Here is a 15,486-nt window from a genome sequence, read left to right on the forward strand (position 1 = left end):
ACGATGCCGGTCTTCTATGGCACCGAAATCGCCAGCGCGCTGATGCTGGGCACGGCGCAATACCCGTCGCCGGCGATCCTGGCCGAGGCCTTCCGCGCCGCGCGCCCCGGTATCGCCACCGTCAGCCTGCGCCGCGAGGCCGGGGGCGGGCAGGGGTTCTGGGATCTCGTTTCCGGCCTCGGCGCGCGCATCCTGCCCAATACTGCCGGCTGCCACAGCGTGAAGGAGGCCGTGACCACCGCCCATATGGCCCGCGAACTGTTCGGCACCGCGTGGATCAAGCTGGAGGTGATCGGCCATGCCGACACCCTGCAGCCCGACGTGGTGGCCCTGATCGAGGCCGCCGCGATCCTGTCCGCCGATGGCTTCGAGGTCTTTCCCTATTGCACCGAGGATCTGAGCGTCTGCGGCCGCCTTCTGGACGCCGGCTGTCAGGTGCTGATGCCCTGGGGGGCGCCCATCGGCTCGGGTCGGGGGATCAACAATGCCTATGGGCTGCGCAGCCTGCGCGCGCATTTCCCGCAGGTGCCGCTGGTGGTCGATGCCGGGATCGGTCTGCCCTCTCATGCCGCGCAGGCGATGGAGATGGGCTTTGACGCGGTGCTGCTGAACAGCGCCGTGGCCTGCGCGGGCGATCCGGCCGCGATGGCACGCGCCATGGCACTGGCGGTCGAGGCCGGGCGCGCCGCCTTTGCCGCTGATCCGATGGAAGCCCGCGATATGGCGGCCCCCTCGACCCCGGTGATCGGAAAGGCCTTTCTGGAATGATCCTGCCGCGCTTCTACCCGATCTTCGACGATGCCGACTGGCTGGCGCGGATGCTGCCCTTGGGCGTCCGCCTGGTGCAGCTGCGGCTGAAGGATCGCGCGCCCGCCGATCTGCGCGACCAGATCCGCCGGGCGCGTGACCTGTGCCGTGCGGCGGGGGCCATTCTGGTGGTCAATGACCACTGGCAGATCGCGCTGGAGGAGGGCTGCGACTGGGTCCATCTGGGACAGGAGGATCTGGACCGCGCCGATCTGGACGCGATCCGCGAGGGCGGTCTGCGGCTGGGAATTTCGACCCATGACACGGAGGAACTGGCCCGCGCGCGGGCGCTGCGCCCCGATTACATCGCACTGGGTCCGGTCTGGCCGACGATCCTGAAGAAGATGAAATGGCACCAGCAAGGCGTTGAAAAACTGACGGAATGGAAGGCGCTGATCGGCGATGTGCCGCTGGTCGCCATTGGCGGGCTGACGCCAGAACGCGCCGTGCTGGCCTTCGCCGCCGGGGCGGATGTGGCCTCGGCCGTGACCGACATCACCCTGAACCCCGACCCCGAGGCGCGGGTCCGCGAATGGCTGCGGGTGACGGCATGACCCGCTATGCACGCCAGCAGATCCTGCCCGAGATCGGCGCAGCGGGACAGGCGCGCATCGCTGCGACGCAGGTGCTGGTGGTGGGCGCGGGCGGCCTTGGCGTGCCCGCGATCCAGTATCTGGCGGGTGCGGGCGTCGGCCGGATCACGCTGGTTGATCCCGACCGGGTCGAGGAGACCAACCTCCATCGCCAGCCCATTTATGGGCCGGCCCTCGGCCAGCCGAAGGCGCAGGTGGCGGCGGATTTTCTGCGGGCGCTGAACCCGGCCGTAAAGGTGACGCCACATGTGGCATGGGCGACGCCCGCCAATGCGCCCGCGCTGGTGGCCGATGCCGATATGGTGCTGGATTGCGCCGACAGTTTCGCCGCCAGCTACATGCTGTCGGACCTGTGCTTCGCGGCGAGAAAGCCGCTGATCTCGGCCTCGGCGCTGGGACTGTCGGGCTATGTCGGTGGCTTTTGCGGCGGCGCGCCCTCGCTTCGCGCGGTGTTTCCCGATCTGCCGGACAGTCTGGCCACCTGTGCCAGTGCCGGCGTGCTGGGTCCGGTGGTCGGGGTGCTGGGGGCCCTGCAGGCGCAGATGGCGCTGGCGGTGATGCTGGGGCTGACGCCTTCGCCGCTGGGGCAGCTGATGCGCCTCGATCTGGACGATTATCGCAGCTCTGCCTTTCGCTTCGACGCCGCGCCCGAACCCGAAGCCCCCCATCGCTTCGTGGCCCGCACCGATGTCGGCGCCGACGATTTCGTTGCCGATCTGCGCGACGCGGTCGAGGCGCCGATCCCCGCTGCCCCTCATGCCCGGCGCCTGACGGTCGCCGATTTCGGCCCCGGCGGTCCGCTGCCTGCGCCCGGTCAGCGGGCGGTGCTGGCCTGCCGGTCCGGTCTGCGCGCCTGGCGCGCCGCCGACCGCCTGCGCGCTGTCTGGCCGGGCGAAATCGCCCTGCTGGCCGACACACCCGATATCCCTGAAGGAGAGACCCGATGACCCCCATCCGCCTTGCGGCCCTGCTGGCAGGCCTGACTTTCGCGCTGCCGGCCATGGCGCAGGACAAGCTGACGCTGATCCTCGACTGGTATGTGAACCCCGACCACGCCCCGATCGTTCTGGCGCAGGAGAAGGGCTTCTTCGCCGATCAGGGGCTGGAGGTCGAAATCATCGCCCCAGCCGATCCGGCTGAGCCGCCGAAGCTGGTGGCGGCCGGCAAGGCGGATCTGGCCGTCAGCTATCAGCCGCAGCTTCACCTGCAGGTCCATGAGGGGCTGCCGGTGATCCGCGTCGGCACGCTGGTGGCGACGCCGCTGAACTGCCTGATGGTCAAGGCCGACGGCCCGGTGCAGAGCATCGCCGATCTGAAGGGCCGCAAGGTCGGCTATTCTGTCGCCGGGGTCGAGAACGCGGTGCTGGCGGCCATGTTGCGGCCGGCAGGGCTGGGGCTGGAGGATATCCAGATGGTCAACGTGAACTGGTCGCTGACGCCGGCACTGCTGACCGATCAGGTCGACGCGGTGATCGGCGCCTTCCGCAATTTCGAACTGACGCAGATGCGACTGGCCGGCACCGAGGGACGCTGCTTCTACCCAGAGGAGCAGGGCCTGCCGAGCTATGACGAGCTGATCTTCATCGCCAATTCCAAGACGCTGGATCGCGACCGCATCAGCCGCTTTCTCGCCGCGATCGAGCGCGGCACCGAATACATGCTGAACCACCCGAAGGACGCGCAGGCGGTGTTCGCGGCCTCGGCGCCGGATCTCTCGGACGAATTGAACACGCAGGCCTGGGCCGACACGCTGCCGCGTTTCGCCCACAGCCCGGCGGCACTGGATCACGGCCGCTATGCCCGGTTCGAGGCGTTCCTGAACGAGGCCGGACTGGTCGACAGCGTGCTGCCGGTCTCGGCGCTGGCGCTGGATCCGGGGGCGGAAGAATGAGCGCGCCCGATTATGGCCGCAGTTTCGCCCTGTGGCGCGATGCCTGCGCGGACCCCTGGCAGGCCTATACCCGCCATGCCTTCGTCGAAGGGCTTGCAGATGGCAGCCTGCCGCGCGAGGGATTTCTGAACTATCTGCGGCAGGACTATGTTTTCCTGATTAATTTCGCCCGTGCCTGGTCGCTGGCCGTGGTCAAGGCCGGTTCCATGGCCGAGATGCAGGCCGCCAGTGCCACCGTCCACGGGCTGCTGCATGGCGAGATGGCGCTGCATACCGGCATCTGCGAGGCCGCCGGCATCCCCCGCGCGGCGCTGGCAGCGACGGAGGAAGCGCCGCAGAACCTCGCCTATACCCGTTATGTGCTGGAGGTGGGCTATTCTGGCGATTTCCTCGACCTGCTTGCGGCGCTGGCGCCCTGCGTGCTGGGCTATGGCGAGATCGGTGCGCGTCTGATCGCGCAAGACCGCGACACGCCTTATCGCGACTGGATCGAGACCTATGGCGGCGCCGGTTATCAGCAGATGTGCCGCGACACCGGAACGCTGATCGACCGCGCGGTGGCCGACCGGCTGGGCCCAGCGCCCGAGACCTTGCCGCGCTGGGGGCAACTCGCCCATCGCTTCGCCACTGCCACCCGGCTCGAGGCTGTATTCTGGGAGCTGGGACAGCCATGAACGCTCCGGCCGCGCAGGGAACGATCGGCCTGTCGGGGCAGGTGCGGATCGGGGAGCGGCCGCTGTTCCCGCCGCTCCGGCTGACGCTGCCGCGGGGGACATGGACCGCGCTTCTGGGCGATTCCGGCGTTGGCAAGTCGACGCTGCTGCGGCTGCTGGCCGGGCTGCCGATCGGCGGCCGCTTCGCGGGCCGGATCGACAATCCCCTGCCGGTGGCGCTGATGGCGCAGGATCCGGGACTGCTGCCATGGCTGGACGTGCGTCAGAATGCGGCGCTCGGGTCGCGGTTGCGCGGCACCCGCGCCGATGCGGCGCGGCTGGACGACATCCTGATCCGCACCGGTCTTCAGGACCATGCGCACAAGCGCCCCGCGCAGCTGTCCGGCGGCCAGCGTCAGCGCGTGGCGCTGGCGCGCACCCTGATGGAGGACCGGCCGCTGGTGCTGCTCGACGAACCCTTTTCGGCCCTCGACATGCGGCTTCGGCTGGCAATGCAGGATCTGGCGGCGGAACTGCTCTGCGGGCGCACGGTGCTGATGGTCACCCATGACCCGGCCGAGGCGGCGCGGCTGTCCGACCGCATCGCCGTGCTGACCGCCGGCGGCCTGACCCTGACCGAGGCGCCCCGCAGCCCTGCGCCGCGGGCGCCGGATGATCCTCGGGTGCTGGCCTGTCAGGGCGCGCTGATGGCGCGGCTGATGGCGCAGGACAGCGCATGAGGGCGCGGCGCGCCGGGACGGTGATCATGGTGACGGCGGCCCTGCTGCTTGGCTGGCAGGCGTTGATCCTGCTGACCGGGCTGCCACCCTTCCTGCTGCCGGGGCCGGGCGCGGTGCTGGCGGCCCTTATCGGCCATCACCAGGTCCTTGCCGCCGCCGCCCTGCGCACCCTGGCCGAGATCCTCGCCGGTTTCGCCCTTGGCGCCAGCCTTGGCGCGGCGCTGGCGGTCGGCATGGCGGTCTGGCCACGGCTGGCGGCGGGGCTGCGGCCGGTGCTGCTGATCTCGCAGGTGGTTCCGATCTTCGCGCTGGCGCCGATCCTGACCCTGTGGCTGGGCTATGGGATGGCACCCAAGATCGCGGTGACGGCGCTGATCTGCTTCTTCCCGGTGGCGTCGGCCTTCCATGACGGGCTGATGCGCTGCCCGGCCGCCTGTCTGGATCTGGCGCGCAGCATGGGTGCAAGCGCGCGGCGCGAGATGTGGCACATCCGCGTGCCGATGGCGCTGCCGATGCTGGGCAGCGGGCTGAAACTGGCGGCGATCTATGCGCCGATCGGGGCGGTGATCGGCGAATGGGTCGGCGGCTCAGAGGGGTTGGGCGCGGTGATGATCCACGCCAACGGCCGGATGCGCATCGACCTGAGCTTCGCGGCGCTGGCGCTGGTGACGCTGATGGCACTGGCGTTTCACGGCGCGATTTCGTGGCTGGTCGGGCGGGTTTTTGCGCGGTTCGGCTAGCGGCGGCCGGCGTCGGCGGGGGCTGGCGCGATCCCGCAGATCCGCGCATCAGGCAGTTGACTTTGCCTGCGCCCCATAAGATGGTGCCGCACTCGGCAGCCCCGGCGGAACCTTCGGTCCCGCCTCGCGACCTTTTCCCAGCAACTTTCGGCGCAAGCCGATTTCAGGGCGGTGGCGAAGCCGGTCGCGAGATTTCCATGATCCAGAATTCAGATGACATGTCCTGTGCGCAGGACTGCGAACCCACGATCTTTTCCTTCTCAGGCCCGAGCGGCCAGATCCATGGCCGTGGCGCCGGCCAGCCGGTGCCGCGCGGCAGTGCCGATACGCTGGAAAGCCGCCTGCCCGTGATCGGCGCCGGGGACCGCTGCCTGATCGGCGGGGCCTTGCCCTTCAGCCGTCAGGATCACGACTATCTGTGGCAGGCCAGGCAGGTCAGCCGCCATGCGCCTGCCCGCGAGGTGGCCGCGCCCCCCGACCTTGCCTATCGCGACATCCGCGCCGAGCCGTCGCCCACGCTCTATGCCGCCTCGGTCGCGCATGCGTTGCGGATCATGGATCGCAGCGAGCCGGCGCTGTCGAAGGTCGTTCTGGCGCGCACCCTCGCGGTCGAGGCTGATGGCCCCATCCCGCAGGACGGCACCTTCCGGCGCATCGCCGAGGACCAGAGCGTCACCGCCTTCCGGGTCATGCTGCCCGACGACCCCCGGCATGGCGGCTGGACCGGCCGGGCGCTGATCGGGGCCACGCCGGAATTGCTGATCGACAAGGCCGGGGCGCGCATCTCGTCCCATCCGCTGGCCGGATCGGCGCGTCGGCAGGCCGATCCCGAACTGGACCGGCTGGCCCGCGAAAGGTTGCAGGCTTCGGAGAAGGACCGGCGCGAACATGCGATCGTGGTGGAATATATACTCGACACGCTGGCGCCGTATTGCACGCGCCTGACCTGCCCCGAGGGCACGGTCATCACCGGCACCCGCAGCATGTGGCATCTCGGCACCCGGATCGAGGGCAGCTTGCGCGATCCCGCACACCCCGCGGTCCTGCTGGCGGCGATGCTGCATCCCACGCCCGCCGTCTGCGGCATGCCCTGCGCCCGCGCCGCCGGGCTGATCCAGCAACTGGAACCGGTCGAGCGCGCCTTCTATGCCGGCGCCGTCGGCTGGTGCGATCTGGGCGCGGGCGGCGATGGCAGCTGGTATGTGGCGATCCGCTGCGCCGATATCTGCGGCCCCTACGCGCGGCTTTATGCCGGGGCGGGCATCGTGCCGGGGTCGGAACCGGCCGCCGAAGCCGCCGAAACCGGGGCGAAATTCGGCGCCATGCTGCAGGTTCTGGGCCTGCCCGGCGATACCGGCATGCCCCCCGCCACCAGCGAATTCTGAGGACATCATGGCGCTTCCCAATATCGCGGCCTATCCGCTTCCGGTCGCATCCGACATTCCGGCGCCCCGTGCGCCCTGGCAGCCCGAACCGGCCCGGCTGGCGCTGCTGATCCATGACATGCAGCGCTATTTCTGCGCCCCCTACGGCGAGGGCGACGCACCGCTGGGGCAGGTGATCGGCAACATCGCCCGGTTGGCCAAGGCCGCGCGGGCGGTTGGCATACCGGTCTTCTATACCGCCCAGAAGGGCGATCAGTTCCGGCCCGATCGCGGACTTCAGGCCGATCTCTGGGGGCCGGGGATGCGCGCCATCCCCGAACATGAGGAGATCGTGGCGGCCCTGACCCCGCAGCCGGGCGACCGGGTGCTGGTCAAGCACCGCTACAGCGCCTTCCAGCGCTCGGACCTGGCCGAACTGATGCGGGCGCGCGGCCGTGATCAGCTGGCGATCACCGGGATCTACGCCCATATCGGCTGTCTTGCCACCGCCGCCGAGGCGTTCCAGCGCGACATCCAGCCCTTCGCGGTCTTCGATGCGCAGGCCGATTTTGACCGCACCCGCCAGGACATGGCGATGGGCTGGATCGCCGCCTGCTGCGGGGTGCCGCTGGGAACCGACGCGCTGCTCCGCCGTATGGAGGGAGAGCGTTGATGCGTCTGACCGGATTTGACGGCGAAAGCGCCCTGGTCACCGGCGCGGCGGGCGGCATCGGCCGGGCGCTGGTGGCCGAACTGGCAGCCGCTGGTGCGCGGGTGCTGGCCACCGATACCGACACGGCGCTGGCATCGCTGGACGCGGCCGGGGACGAGGGTGTTGTCTGGCGCCCTCTCGATGTGCGCGACCCTGTCCGCGCCGCCGAACTCGCAGCCGAGGCCGCGCGTCTGCACGGGCCGCTGTCGCTGGGGGTTCACGCGGCGGGGATCCTCGCCGTTCAGCCTTTGATGGAGATGCCGGCAGAGGACTGGCAGCGGCTGATCGACATCAATGCGGGCGGGACGCTGAACATGCTGCAGGTCTTCGGGCGGGCGATGCGGCCGCAGCGGCGCGGGGCGATCGTGGTCATCGGCTCGAACGCGGGTGGCGTGCCGCGGCTGGGGATCGGTGCCTATGGCGCCTCGAAGGCGGCGGCGGCGATGCTGACCCGCGCGGCGGGGCTGGAACTGGCGGCCGAAGGCATTCGCTGCAATCTGGTCGCGCCCGGATCGACCCTGACGCCGATGCAGACCGCCATGTGGGACGACCCGCATGCCGGGGCGGCGGCGGTGATCGCGGGCGACGCGGCCAAGTTTCGCGCCGGCATCCCGCTGGGCAAGCTTGCAACGCCGCAGGATATCGCCCGGGCGGCGATGTTCCTGCTGTCGGATCAGGCCGGCCACGTCACCATGGCCGATCTTTACGTCGACGGCGGCGCGACCCTGCGTGCCTGAAGTCCATCGCCGCAGCCGGGCCTCGGGCTGCGGGCCGATCCATCCCGCGGCGCGGCACCCGCAAACCGTGTTCAGCGGTCGGCGGCTGGGGAGCGTCTCATGTGCCGCGCCTTGGTGGCGCGGGACGCATATGGGCCGCGGGTTGCGCCGACAGCGGCAGGAACGACGCAAGGGCGCCACGGCGCAGCGTTGCCCTGCCGTGGCGATTGCGCTGCCCGCTCAGGCGGCGCGGGGGCGGCGGGTCTCGATCAGCGACCACCAGGCGTTGGGGGTGGGCTGGCGGATCAATTCCTCGAAGGTGACGGCAATGCCCTGCGTCTTCAGCAGGCTGGCAAATTCCATCACCCGGATCGAATCCAGCCCGAACAGGACCAGGCTTTCATCGGGGCCGACCTCATCGTCATCCTCGATCATCCGGGCGATCTGGGCGGCCAGCCAGGCGCGGTTCAGCGGTTCGGTCATGTCAGGGCTCCTTCTTCGTGATCCTGTTCTTCCAGCAATGCGCGCAGTCGGCGCTTGTCGGTCTTGCCGATGGGTGTCAGCGGCAAGGAGTCGAGACGGCGGAACTGGTCGGGCAGCTTGTATCTGGCCAGCCCCGCCGCGCTGAGATGGCGGCGCAGGGCCGAGGGTTTCACCGCCTCGGTGCTGACGATCACCGCAACACTGCGCTCGCCCATCGCGGCGTCGGGTCGGGCGATCAGCGCCGCCTGACGAATGGCAGGGTGGCGCAGCAGCAGCGCCTCGATTTCCTCGGCGGCGATCTTTTCACCGCCGCGGTTGATCTGATCCTTGATCCGCCCGACCACCCGCAGATAGCCGTCGGCGCGCCGCACCACCAGATCGCCGGAATGATAAAACCCCTCCGCGTCAAATGCCTGCGCGTTATGGCCGGGGCTTTGATAATAGCCGCGGCAGGTATAGGGGCCGCGCACGGCCAGGGCGCCGGGCTGGCCGTCGGGCACCGGCCGGCCATCCTCGGGGTCGAGCACACGGATCTCGTCGTCCGGGCTGATCGGGCGCCCCTGGGTGGTGAACGTGGTCTCGGCTTCATCGCCGGGGCGGGTATAGTTGACCAGCCCCTCTGCCATGCCGAAGACCTGTTGCAGATCGGCGCGCAGGACCTCCGGCACACGCGCGGCCAGGGCGGGGGCGAAACTGGCGCCCCCCACCAGCAGGCGGCGCAGCGGGCGGGGCGCGCCATGGACCTCGGCATGGCTCAGCCACAGCTGCACGGCCGAAGGCACCAGCGCGGCCAGATCGATCCGGTGCCGGGCGATCAGATCGAAGCCGGCGACGGGCTCGGGGCCGGGAGCCATGACGACGGTGCCACCGGCGTGAAACACGCCAAGAATGCCGGGCGAGCTGAGGGTGAAATTATGCGCGGCGGGCAACGCGCACAGAAAGCGGGTCTCGGGTGTCAGGCCACAGATTTCGGCACTGGCACGGATGCTGTAATCGTAATCGTTATGGGTGCGCGGGATCAGCTTCGGCGTGCCGGTGCTGCCGCCCGACAGCTGGAAGAAGGCGACCTCATCGGCCGCGGTCGGGGTCGGCGGCTGCGCGGGCCGGCCGGTCGGGCGCAACCAGTCGTCCAGCCCCCCTGTCTGCGCGCCGCCACGCAGGATCACCAGATCGGGCCGGATGCCGCCGGCCTCCAGCGCGATCAGGAAGCGCGCGTCGGCGAACAGCTCATGGCTGGCATCGCCGATCAGCAGCGCCGGGCGCAGCTGGTCGACATAGCTGGTCATTTCCAGCTGGCGATGGGTGAAGATGGCGTTGACCGGGGCAATGCCGGCGCGGAGGAGGGCGTGGAAGACAATGACGAATTCGGCGCAATTGGGCAGCTGCACCACCGCCCTGTCACCGGGACCGAGGCCCCGCGCACGCAGCCGGTCGGCCAGATTCGCCGATGCCTGTGCGATATGGGCGTAGGTGAGCTGGTCCGCGCCCTCGATCACGGCGATCGCCTCGGGTCGGGCGGCAGCCTGCGCATCCAGCGCGCGGGTCAGCGGTTGGTCGATCCAGTAGCCGCGGGCGCGATAGCGCGCGGCAAGGTCGGGGGGGAAACGGGTATAGGCGATCGGCACGGGGTCCTCGGCGGCAGGGTTGCGATATTCTGCTGGCGCGGCCGACGCCGGGAAAGCATCGAATTGACTGGCGCGAATAACTGAGTAATTTTCTAGCCTATTGTCAAGTTGCGACCGGCGAACGGACGCCGATCAAGGATAGGCTTTTGAAGATGCGCGAAGAACGACCCGAATGGCAGCCGCTGACCGCCGGTCAGATGGATTTCTGGGAGGAGTTCGTCTTCCATCCCGAACAACCCGTCTCGACGGTGGCGCATTGTCTGGAACTGCGGGGACCGCTGGACGAGGCGGCGCTGATCGCCGCCCTGACCCGGACGGCGGCCGAGGCCGACACCCTGGCGCTGACCTTTCGCGAGGGTGCCGATGGCCGTGTATGGCAGCGCATCGATCGGGGGCGCGTTCCGCAAGTTCTGCGGCATGATCTGCGCGCCGAAGCCGACCCCTGGGCGGCCGCGCAGGCGGTAATGCGCGCAGATATCGACGCGGTGCTGGATCTGCGCCGCCAGCCCTTGTCGGCGCAGATGCTGTTGCGCCTCGGTGAGGATCGGTGGGCGTGGTATTTCCGTGGCCATCACATGATCCTCGATGGCTACGGCATGTCGCTGATCGAGGGGCGGGCGGCGCAGCTTTATGCCCATCTGACAGGCCATTCCGATGCGGGCGCGCCTTTCGGGCGGCTGGCGGATTTCCTGGCCGAGGACGCCGCCTATCACGCCAGCGCGGCCTGCGCGCAGGACCGCGCCTATTGGCAGGAACAGCTCGCCCCCTTCCGTGCCGCCCTGCCGGTGCTGCGCAAGGGGGCCGAGGACTACGGCGCCGCACCCCTGTGCGCCGCGTTTGCGCCCGGCACGGCCTTCGAGCATGATCTGCAGGCTGCGGCCGCGCGCCTGCGGCTCAGTTGGGCGGACACGTTGACGCTGATCTCGGGCGCCTGGCTGGCGCTGCACGATCCCGACCGCGCGGACCCCCTGTCCCCCCTGCCGATCTGGCTGCCCTATATGAGCAGGATGGGCAGTGTCAGCGCCAATATTCCGGCGATGGTGGTGAACATCCTGCCGCTGATCGTCACCCCCCAACCGGATGAGCCGCTTGTCGCGCTGCTGGGCAGGATGGCGCGCGATCTGCGCCGCCATCGCCGCCACGGCCGCTACCGGATCGAGGAGATGGCCCGCGATTGCGGATTGTCCGCCGGGCACCGTTTCCATTTCACCCCGCTCATCAATGTGATGCCTTTCGCGCCGCCGCGCTTTCCGGGGCTGGTCGCCACCCGCCATGTGCTGGCGGCGGGGCCGGGCGACGGCTTCAATATCTCGTTTCTGGCCGACGGTGCGGGTGCGGGCATCCGCGCCGCGATCGAGGCCGATCCGGCAACCCAGTCCCGTGACAGCTTTCCCGTCCGCGTGGCAGGGTTCGAGGGATGGCTGGAGCAGGCGTTGCAGGCACTGGTGCAGGTTGCCGACGCCATGGCGGTCTGAAGTCATCCGGCTGGCCGGGGACCGGCCAGCCGCGCCTTGGATCAATGCGCCCCGCAGCCGCAGGCGACAGGTTGGGACCGTCCCGGCTCGACCGGCAACGGCGTCACGTCGCCCTGACGGAGCCGCCGCGCCGCGGCGACAAGGTTGGTCAGCGATGCCTGGGTTTCCGGCCAGCCGCGCGTCTTCAGCCCGCAATCGGGGTTGACCCACAGCCGGTCCTCCGGGATCACGCTGGCCGCCTTGCGCAGCAGCACGACCATCTCATCGACTGCGGGGACGCGCGGGGCATGAATGTCCCAGACCCCCGGCCCGATCTCGTTCGGATAGGCGAAATCGCCGAAAGCCTTGAGCAACTCCATATCCGAGCGCGAGGTCTCGACCGAGATCACATCGGCATCCAGCGCCGCGATGGCGGGCATGATGTCGTTGAACTCGGCATAGCACATATGGGTGTGGATCTGGGTGTCGTCGCGGACCGGGGCCGAGGCGAGCCGGAAGCAGTCCACCGCCCAGCCCAGATAGGCATCCCAGTCCCGGCGGCGCAGGGGCAGCCCTTCGCGCAGGGCTGGTTCGTCGATCTGGATCGCCGGCAGCCCGGCGGCTTCCAGATCGGCCACCTCGTCGCGGATCGCCAGCGCGATCTGGCGGCAGGTCTCGGATCGGGGCTGGTCGTCGCGTACGAAGGACCATTGCAGGATGGTGACCGGGCCGGTCAGCATCGCCTTCATCGGCAGATCGCTCAGCGAGCTGGCATAGGCCGACCAGCCGACGGTCATCGGCTGCGGGCGCGAGACATCGCCGAAGATCAGCGGCGGCTTGACGCAGCGCGAGCCATAGCTTTGCACCCAGCCCAGCCGGGTGAAGGCGTAACCCGACAGTTGCTCGCCGAAATATTCGACCATGTCGTTGCGCTCGAACTCGCCATGGACCAGCAGGTCGAGGCCGAGCGCTTCCTGCCGGGCGATGCAGGCTGCGGTTTCGCGCTTCAGGAAGGCGTCGTATTCCGCATCCGAGATCAGCCCCTTGCGATGATCGGCGCGGGCGCGCCGCACCTCGGTCGTCTGCGGGAAGGAGCCGATGGTGGTGGTCGGAAAGGCGGGCAGCTTCAGCCGCGCCGCCTGCGCCGCCCGGCGTGCCGGAAAGGCCGAGGCCCGGCGGAGATCGGCCGGCGTGACGGCGGCGCTGCGGGCCTTGACCTTCGGGTCATGGATGCGCGGCGAGGCCCGGCGCGCGGCAAGCGCCGCCGCATTGGCCGCCAGCGCGGCGCGGGTATCGGTGCCGTTCAGCGTCGCCGTCAGGGTGGCGACCTCGGCCAGCTTCTGCACGGCGAAGGCCAGCCACGAGGTCAGTTCGGCATCCAGCTCGGTCTCGGCATCGAGATCCACCGGGACATGCAACAGCGAACACGAGGGCGCGATCTGGATCCGGTCCGCCCCGAACTTCCGCACTGCCGCCTGCGCCGGTTCCAGCGCCCGGCCCAGATCGGTGCGCCAGATGTTGCGCCCATCGACCAGACCCAGCGACAGCACCTTGTCGGTGCCCTTGGCCAGCAGCCCGGCCAATTGTTCCGGCGCGCGGACCAGATCCAGATGCAGCCCCGCCACCGGCAGCGACAGCGCCAGATCGAGGTTGTCGTCGAGCGCGCCGAAATAGCTGGCCAGCATCAGTTTCGGGCCGGCCGCCGCGAGCGCCGCGTAGGCGCTGCGGAAGGCGCGGGTCTGGGCCGGGGACAGATCGGTGACCAGCACCGGCTCGTCGATCTGCACCCAGTCGGCGCCGGCCGCCGCCAGACGCGCCAGCAGATCGGCATAGATCGGCAGGATCGCGGGCAGAAAGGCCAGCGGGTCCAGCCGGGTCTCCCCGAGCCCGGTTTCCTTGGCCTTGCCCAGGCTGAGCCAGCTGACCGGCCCCAGCAGCACCGGGCGGGTGTGGATCCCCAGCGCGCGGGCTTCCAGAAACTCCTCGACCGGCTTCAGCGAGGACAGCCGAAAGGTCTGGCCATTGGTGAATTCCGGGACAATGTAGTGATAATTGGTGTCAAACCACTTGGTCATTTCCATCGCCGGGGCGTCGTCGGTGCCGCGCGCCATGGCGAAATACTGGGGCAGGGTGACGCGTTCCGCCACGGGACCGAAGCGCTCGGGCACCGCACCCAGAAGCGCCGTGGTGTCCAGCACCTGATCATAGAAGGAGAAGTCGTTCGACGGGATCGTGGTGATCCCGGCAGACCGCTGGGTCTGCCAGTGATGCGCCCGCAGGCGAGCGCCTTCGGCGGCCAGTTCGGCCTCGGACAGGGTGCCTTTCCAATAGGCCTCGACCGCCGTTTTCAGTTCGCGCCGGGCGCCGATGCGAGGGAAACCAAGATTTGCTGCAATGACCATGATACGCTCCGAATTGATGTGTCGGGGCGAAACTAGGGGATGCGTTGCATGAGCGGAAATGGCATTAAATCATCAATCCATGAATGAGGCTCATCAATGCTCGACCGCCAGCACCTTGCCATCCTGCGCGAGGTCGACCGCACCGGATCGGTCACCGCCGCCGCCGACCGGCTGCACCTGACCCAATCGGCGCTGTCCCACACCATCCGCAAGTTCGAGGAGCGTCACCGCATCCGGGTCTGGCAGAAGGAAGGGCGCGGTCTGCGGCTGACCCAGGCAGGCGAATATCTGCTGGCCTTGGCGCAGCGGGTGCTGCCGCAGATCGACCATGCCGAGCGCGTATTGGCCGAATTCGCCCAAGGCCATCGCGGCGCCCTGCGCGCGGGCATGGAATGCCATCCCTGCCAGCAATGGCTGATGCGGGTGGTGGGACCCTATCTGGCGGCATGGCCGGACGTGGATCTGGACCTGCGCACCGCCTTTCGCTTCGGCGGCATCGGCGCGCTTCTGGGGCACGAGATCGACCTGCTGATCACCCCCGATCCGCTGGATCTGCCGGGCATCCATTACACGCGGGTTTTCGCTTATGATCTGGTGCTGGCGGTTCCGCAGGACCACCCGCTTCAGCACGTGGCCCAGCCGCAGGATCTGACCGCCGAGACGCTGATCACCTATCCCGTCGCGCCCGAGCGGCTGGACATCTTCACCCGCTTTCTGGTCCCCGGTAACTGCCTGCCGCGCCGTCACCGCACGGTTGAGACGACCGAGATGATGCTGCAACTGGTCGCCGCCGGGCGCGGTCTCAGCGCGGTGCCCGACTGGATCCTGCGCGACGAGGGCGCGACCCTGCCGATCCGCGCCGTCCGCCCCGGCGCGGGGATCGGCATGGCGCTGCATATCGGCGTCCGTAAGGGCGAGGAGGAGATCGATTACATCGCCGGCTTTCTGGAGCTGGCGCGTCAGACCGGCGCGCAGCTTGCCGGTGCCTCCGGGGCCCGTAGCCCTCGGCCGCGCCGGTCGGAGTGCCGATCCTTTCCCGAAGCGACCGTCCCGATCTGACGCCCGGCTTCAGGACATCCCCGGATGTGCAGGGGCTGGGTGGCGCCGGACCTGCCCGTCCGGCCTTGGCAGGCGCGGGGGCCAGCAAAGGCCGGGATGGGGGTGCAGGTTGATTCTGGAGGCCCAAAATACTACCGCAGCGGGAGATTTGCTGATGAATAACATGCTATTAACGGAAGTCGGACAAAATAATCCCGAATGCGTCTTGCAACTTTTCTCAAGTCGGGATCAGTCTCGGGCATGGCAG

At 69.0% G+C, this 15,486-nt stretch carries 15 protein-coding genes; 12 read left to right on the forward strand and 3 right to left on the reverse strand.

The window, feature by feature from the left end; translation table 11 throughout:
• Positions 1-3: 3 nt before the first annotated feature.
• The 10 genes from H1S04_RS00440 to H1S04_RS00485 all read left to right on the forward strand — a co-directional run bounded on the left by H1S04_RS00440 (position 4) and on the right by H1S04_RS00485 (position 8,237).
• On the forward strand, positions 4-768 hold the full coding sequence (locus H1S04_RS00440; RefSeq protein ID WP_181743603.1) for a thiazole synthase: 765 nt from the start codon (positions 4-6) through the stop codon (positions 766-768).
• The gene (locus H1S04_RS00445) at positions 765-1,361 is read left to right on the forward strand and encodes a thiamine phosphate synthase (RefSeq protein WP_181743604.1); all 597 of its coding nucleotides are present in this window, start codon (positions 765-767) and stop codon (positions 1,359-1,361) included. Before H1S04_RS00440 ends, H1S04_RS00445 begins: the two co-directional genes overlap by 4 nt.
• Positions 1,340-2,347, forward strand: a complete 1,008-nt coding sequence (locus H1S04_RS00450; protein ID WP_255435412.1) for a HesA/MoeB/ThiF family protein — start codon at positions 1,340-1,342, stop codon at positions 2,345-2,347. The genes H1S04_RS00445 and H1S04_RS00450 overlap by 22 nt, the downstream gene beginning before the upstream one ends.
• A complete protein-coding gene (locus H1S04_RS00455; protein WP_181743605.1) occupies positions 2,344-3,291 on the forward strand; it encodes an ABC transporter substrate-binding protein in 948 nt (315 codons plus the stop codon). Before H1S04_RS00450 ends, H1S04_RS00455 begins: the two co-directional genes overlap by 4 nt.
• Positions 3,288-3,965 (forward strand): TenA family protein, encoded by a 678-nt coding sequence (locus H1S04_RS00460; RefSeq protein ID WP_181743606.1) that lies wholly within the window; start codon positions 3,288-3,290, stop codon positions 3,963-3,965. Before H1S04_RS00455 ends, H1S04_RS00460 begins: the two co-directional genes overlap by 4 nt.
• A complete protein-coding gene (locus H1S04_RS00465; RefSeq protein WP_181743607.1) occupies positions 3,962-4,684 on the forward strand; it encodes an ABC transporter ATP-binding protein in 723 nt (240 codons plus the stop codon). Before H1S04_RS00460 ends, H1S04_RS00465 begins: the two co-directional genes overlap by 4 nt.
• Positions 4,681-5,424 carry an ABC transporter permease gene (locus H1S04_RS00470; RefSeq protein ID WP_181743608.1) on the forward strand — a complete coding sequence of 248 codons (744 nt, stop codon included), beginning with the start codon at positions 4,681-4,683 and terminating at the stop codon, positions 5,422-5,424. The genes H1S04_RS00465 and H1S04_RS00470 overlap by 4 nt, the downstream gene beginning before the upstream one ends.
• 197 nt (positions 5,425-5,621) lie before the next feature.
• Positions 5,622-6,809 carry an isochorismate synthase MenF gene (locus tag H1S04_RS00475; protein WP_181743609.1) on the forward strand — a complete coding sequence of 396 codons (1,188 nt, stop codon included), beginning with the start codon at positions 5,622-5,624 and terminating at the stop codon, positions 6,807-6,809.
• A gap of 7 nt (positions 6,810-6,816) precedes the next feature.
• Positions 6,817-7,461: an isochorismatase family protein gene (locus H1S04_RS00480; protein WP_181743610.1), complete on the forward strand. Its 645-nt coding sequence runs from the start codon at positions 6,817-6,819 to the stop codon at positions 7,459-7,461.
• Positions 7,461-8,237, forward strand: a complete 777-nt coding sequence (locus tag H1S04_RS00485; RefSeq protein ID WP_181743611.1) for an SDR family oxidoreductase — start codon at positions 7,461-7,463, stop codon at positions 8,235-8,237. Before H1S04_RS00480 ends, H1S04_RS00485 begins: the two co-directional genes overlap by 1 nt.
• Positions 8,238-8,456: 219 nt before the next feature.
• On the opposite strand, the gene H1S04_RS00490 is transcribed toward H1S04_RS00485, so the two are convergent.
• Both H1S04_RS00490 and H1S04_RS00495 read right to left on the reverse strand, forming a co-directional pair.
• Entirely contained in the window at positions 8,457-8,699 is a 243-nt protein-coding gene (locus H1S04_RS00490) for a phosphopantetheine-binding protein (RefSeq protein ID WP_181743612.1), read from the reverse strand.
• On the reverse strand, positions 8,696-10,324 hold the full coding sequence (locus H1S04_RS00495; protein ID WP_181743613.1) for an AMP-binding protein: 1,629 nt from the start codon (positions 10,322-10,324) through the stop codon (positions 8,696-8,698). The genes H1S04_RS00490 and H1S04_RS00495 overlap by 4 nt, the downstream gene beginning before the upstream one ends.
• Positions 10,325-10,476: 152 nt before the next feature.
• Between H1S04_RS00495 and H1S04_RS00500 the strand changes: the two genes are divergently transcribed.
• Positions 10,477-11,799, forward strand: a complete 1,323-nt coding sequence (locus tag H1S04_RS00500) for a condensation domain-containing protein (protein ID WP_181743614.1) — start codon at positions 10,477-10,479, stop codon at positions 11,797-11,799.
• A gap of 41 nt (positions 11,800-11,840) precedes the next feature.
• Here the strand turns inward: H1S04_RS00500 and metE are convergent, their stop codons facing one another.
• A complete protein-coding gene (gene metE / locus H1S04_RS00505) occupies positions 11,841-14,180 on the reverse strand; it encodes a 5-methyltetrahydropteroyltriglutamate--homocysteine S-methyltransferase (protein WP_181743615.1) in 2,340 nt (779 codons plus the stop codon).
• Between the two features lie 96 nt (positions 14,181-14,276).
• Between metE and H1S04_RS00510 the strand changes: the two genes are divergently transcribed.
• Entirely contained in the window at positions 14,277-15,239 is a 963-nt protein-coding gene (locus H1S04_RS00510; RefSeq protein WP_181743616.1) for a LysR family transcriptional regulator, read from the forward strand.
• Positions 15,240-15,486 lie beyond the last annotated feature (247 nt).

The organism is Paracoccus sp. S1E-3 (assembly GCF_013868135.1).
Lineage (GTDB): Bacteria > Pseudomonadota > Alphaproteobacteria > Rhodobacterales > Rhodobacteraceae > Paracoccus.